Raw genomic sequence first — 2,722 nt, 5'->3', positions numbered from 1 at the left:
CGGCCGCCATCCTCGCCGCCTGGCGCGCCTTGCCCGAAGGGAGGGGGCCGCGATCATCGGCGCGATCGGCGCGGCCGCCCCGGCCGATGCCCCGGTTCTCCTGCGCACCCGCATCGGCGGCGCGCGGACCCTGCCCGAACTGGAATCCGACCCGCTGCCGCGGATCTGCTGAGCGGGATCAGCCCGCGAGCGTCGCGTCGATCGAGGCCAGCTCCCGCCGCAACGCCTCGCGCCGCGCCTGCATCGCCCCGTGCTGCGCCCGCCGCGCCCGCTCGCGCCCCTGGCGCAGCCAGTCCAGCCAGGCGCCGAATCCCTCTCCCGTCGCCGCCGAGACCGCGACCGACCCGATGGCCGGATTCACCCGCAGCGCGCCGGCGAGGATCAGCTCCATGTCGCACGCCACATGCGGCAGCAGGTCGATCTTGTTGACCAGCATCAGGTCGGCGGCGTGGAACATGTGCGGATATTTCAGCGGCTTGTCCTCGCCCTCGGTCACCGAGAGAATGACGACCTTGTGCGCCTCGCCGAGGTCGAACCCCGCCGGGCAGACGAGGTTGCCGACATTCTCGATGAACAGGATCCCGCCCTCCAGCGACGGCAGGTGCTCCAGCGCGTGGCCGACCATGTGCGCGTCGAGATGGCACGCCTTGCCGGTATTGATCTGCCAGGCCGGCGCCCCCGCCGCGCGGATCCGCTCGGCGTCGAACTCCGTCTGCTGGTCGCCCTCGATCACCGCGACCGGCATCTCCGCCTTCAGCGCCGCGACCGTCCGCACCAGCAGCGAGGTCTTGCCCGAGCCGGGGCTGGAGACGAGGTTGACGACGAAAATGCCCCGCTCGGCGAAATACGTCCGGTTGGCATCGGCATGGCGCTGGTTCGCCGCCATGATGTCCTGCTCCACCCGCACCATCCGCGCCGGCGCCAGCCCCGCCGCGTGCGCGTGCTCCGCCGCGTGGCCATGATCATGCCCGTGGTCGTGCCCGTGCCCATGCCCATGATCATGCTCATGCTCATGCTCATGCTCATAATGGTGTTCCCCGGTATCGCCGCAGCCGCATATGCCGCACATCATGTCACCTCGATCTGCCTGATCCTGATCTGCTTGCCGTCGAGCACCTGCAATTGCAGGCTGCCGCAATGCGGACACGGATCGCCGAAGCGCCGCAGCGTCACCGTGGTGCCGCATTGCATGCACCAGGCCCTGCCATCGACCTCGACGATGTCGAGCCGCGCGTCCTCCGCCAGCGTGCCGCGCGTGACGATGCCGAAATTGAACCGCATCGCCTCGCATTCCACCGCCGCCAGCGCGCCGATTTCCAGCTCCACCGCATGCACCCGGCTGAACGCGGCCGTCCCCGCCTGCGCCTCCAGCGCCTGCACCAGCCCCTCGCAGAGCGCCATCTCATGCATCGCCGTCCTCCGCGTCGAGCGGCAGGAACTGGTGGCGCTCGGCGTCGCAGTTCGGGCAATGCCACGACTCCGGCAGGTCGGCGAACGCCGTCCCCGGCGCGATCTGCCACACCTCGTCGCCCGCCGCCGGATCGTACACATGCCAGCAGATCCGGCACTCGTAGCGGGAAAGCTCGGCGGTCCCGCTCATGGATAGGCCGCCTCCAGCGCCCGCACGCGCGATGCGGATTCGGCGATGTCGTCCTGGGCGGCGCAGGCCACCGCCGGCACCGCGGCGATCTCCAGCGTGTTCAGGATCAGCGCGTCCGCCGCGTTGTAATACTGCACCCACCAGGTCCCGGCGAGGCGCGTGCTGCGGATCCGGCAGGTGCCATACCCGCCCGAGAGAATGATCGCCGGCCCCTCGCCGAGCGTGCGCACCAGCCAGGTCAGCTCCGCCTCGGCCAGCGGCAGCAGGCCGAGATTGATCACATGCGCCGCGCCGCCCGGCCGGAACGCGGCGCTGCGGGCGCGCAGCTCCGCCAGCACGTGCGGCGCGTTGACCATCTCCGGCGGAATCGCCTCCGGCGCCGGCAGCTCCATAAGCCCCCAGGAAGCTGCGGCGCGCGCCGCCACCACCGCCGGTATTGGCCCGATCTCCAGCCGGTCCAGCCGCCGCCCGGTCGCCGCATCGCGCGCCCGCAGCCGCCACAATCCGGTATAGGCGGTCTCGCCGATCTGCCATTCCGGCGCGCCCAGCACCAGCGCGCTCACCTCGCCATCGAGCAGGATCTCGTCGAGACTGGCGCAATCCGCCGCCGAGGCCTCGTCGAGCACGATCTGCCCCACCGCAGCGCCGGATGCAGCCGCCTCCAGCGCCGCGCCGATCCGCTGCAGCCAGGCCCGGCACCGCGCCCGCGCCGCCGGATCGTCGGGCAGCGAGGGCGCGCGGAACACATGCATCTCCGTCGGCAGCGCGAGATAGTCCGGTCCCGCCTCGGCGGTGCCGGATCGCGCGGGCAGGGCGAATGGGTCCATCGTCAGGCCTCCATCGCGGCGGCCGCCGGCGCGCCGATCCGGTCGAGCATCCCGCCGATCGCCTCCAGATACTCCGCCCAGCTCCGCATCCGCGCGACGCTGCCGATCATCGCCCCCTCATGCACCAGAACGAGCGTCGGGCGGACCACCACCTTGAACCGCGCCGCCGCCGCCCGCTCCCGGTCCGGGTCCACCATCGCGCAGCGGAACCGCCCCGCGAACGCCTTCGCAAGCTCCGGCACGATCACGGCGACATCGTCGATCTCCCGATGCCGCGCCGGATCGCCGGTGAACA

5 protein-coding genes are annotated in these 2,722 nt (G+C 71.6%); all 5 read right to left on the bottom strand.

Annotation, left to right across the window (positions count from 1 at the left end):
* Positions 1–178: 178 nt before the first annotated feature.
* Positions 179–1,072, bottom strand: coding sequence for a hydrogenase nickel incorporation protein HypB (gene hypB / locus APM_RS10225; RefSeq protein WP_007423296.1), 894 nt, complete (start codon positions 1,070–1,072; stop codon positions 179–181).
* Complete coding sequence (gene hypA / locus APM_RS10220) at positions 1,069–1,410, bottom strand: hydrogenase maturation nickel metallochaperone HypA (protein ID WP_007423295.1); 342 nt, start codon at positions 1,408–1,410, stop codon at positions 1,069–1,071. The genes hypB and hypA overlap by 4 nt, the downstream gene beginning before the upstream one ends.
* Positions 1,403–1,600: a rubredoxin gene (locus APM_RS10215; RefSeq protein WP_013639339.1), complete on the bottom strand. Its 198-nt coding sequence runs from the start codon at positions 1,598–1,600 to the stop codon at positions 1,403–1,405. Before APM_RS10215 ends, hypA begins: the two co-directional genes overlap by 8 nt.
* Positions 1,597–2,427 (bottom strand): hydrogenase expression/formation protein, encoded by an 831-nt coding sequence (locus tag APM_RS10210; protein ID WP_007423293.1) that lies wholly within the window; start codon positions 2,425–2,427, stop codon positions 1,597–1,599. Before APM_RS10210 ends, APM_RS10215 begins: the two co-directional genes overlap by 4 nt.
* A 2-nt stretch (positions 2,428–2,429) precedes the next feature.
* Positions 2,430–2,722, bottom strand: a 293-nt coding sequence (locus tag APM_RS10205; protein WP_007423292.1) for a hydrogenase-1 expression HyaE, incomplete at its 5' end; no start/stop codon positions are given.

Source organism: Acidiphilium sp. PM (assembly GCF_000219295.1).
GTDB lineage: Bacteria > Pseudomonadota > Alphaproteobacteria > Acetobacterales > Acetobacteraceae > Acidiphilium > Acidiphilium multivorum.
The sequence above is the reverse complement of the archived record's forward strand: the minus strand, read 5'-3'. Positions and strand labels throughout refer to the sequence as shown.

Coding starts and splice junctions, on each gene's coding strand:
- hypA (WP_007423295.1), bottom strand. CDS start 1,410: ATGCATGAGATGGCGCTCTGCGAGGGGCTGGTGCAGGCGCTGGAGGCG.
- APM_RS10215 (WP_013639339.1), bottom strand. CDS start 1,600: ATGAGCGGGACCGCCGAGCTTTCCCGCTACGAGTGCCGGATCTGCTGG.
- APM_RS10210 (WP_007423293.1), bottom strand. CDS start 2,427: ATGGACCCATTCGCCCTGCCCGCGCGATCCGGCACCGCCGAGGCGGGA.
- hypB (WP_007423296.1), bottom strand. CDS start 1,072: ATGATGTGCGGCATATGCGGCTGCGGCGATACCGGGGAACACCATTAT.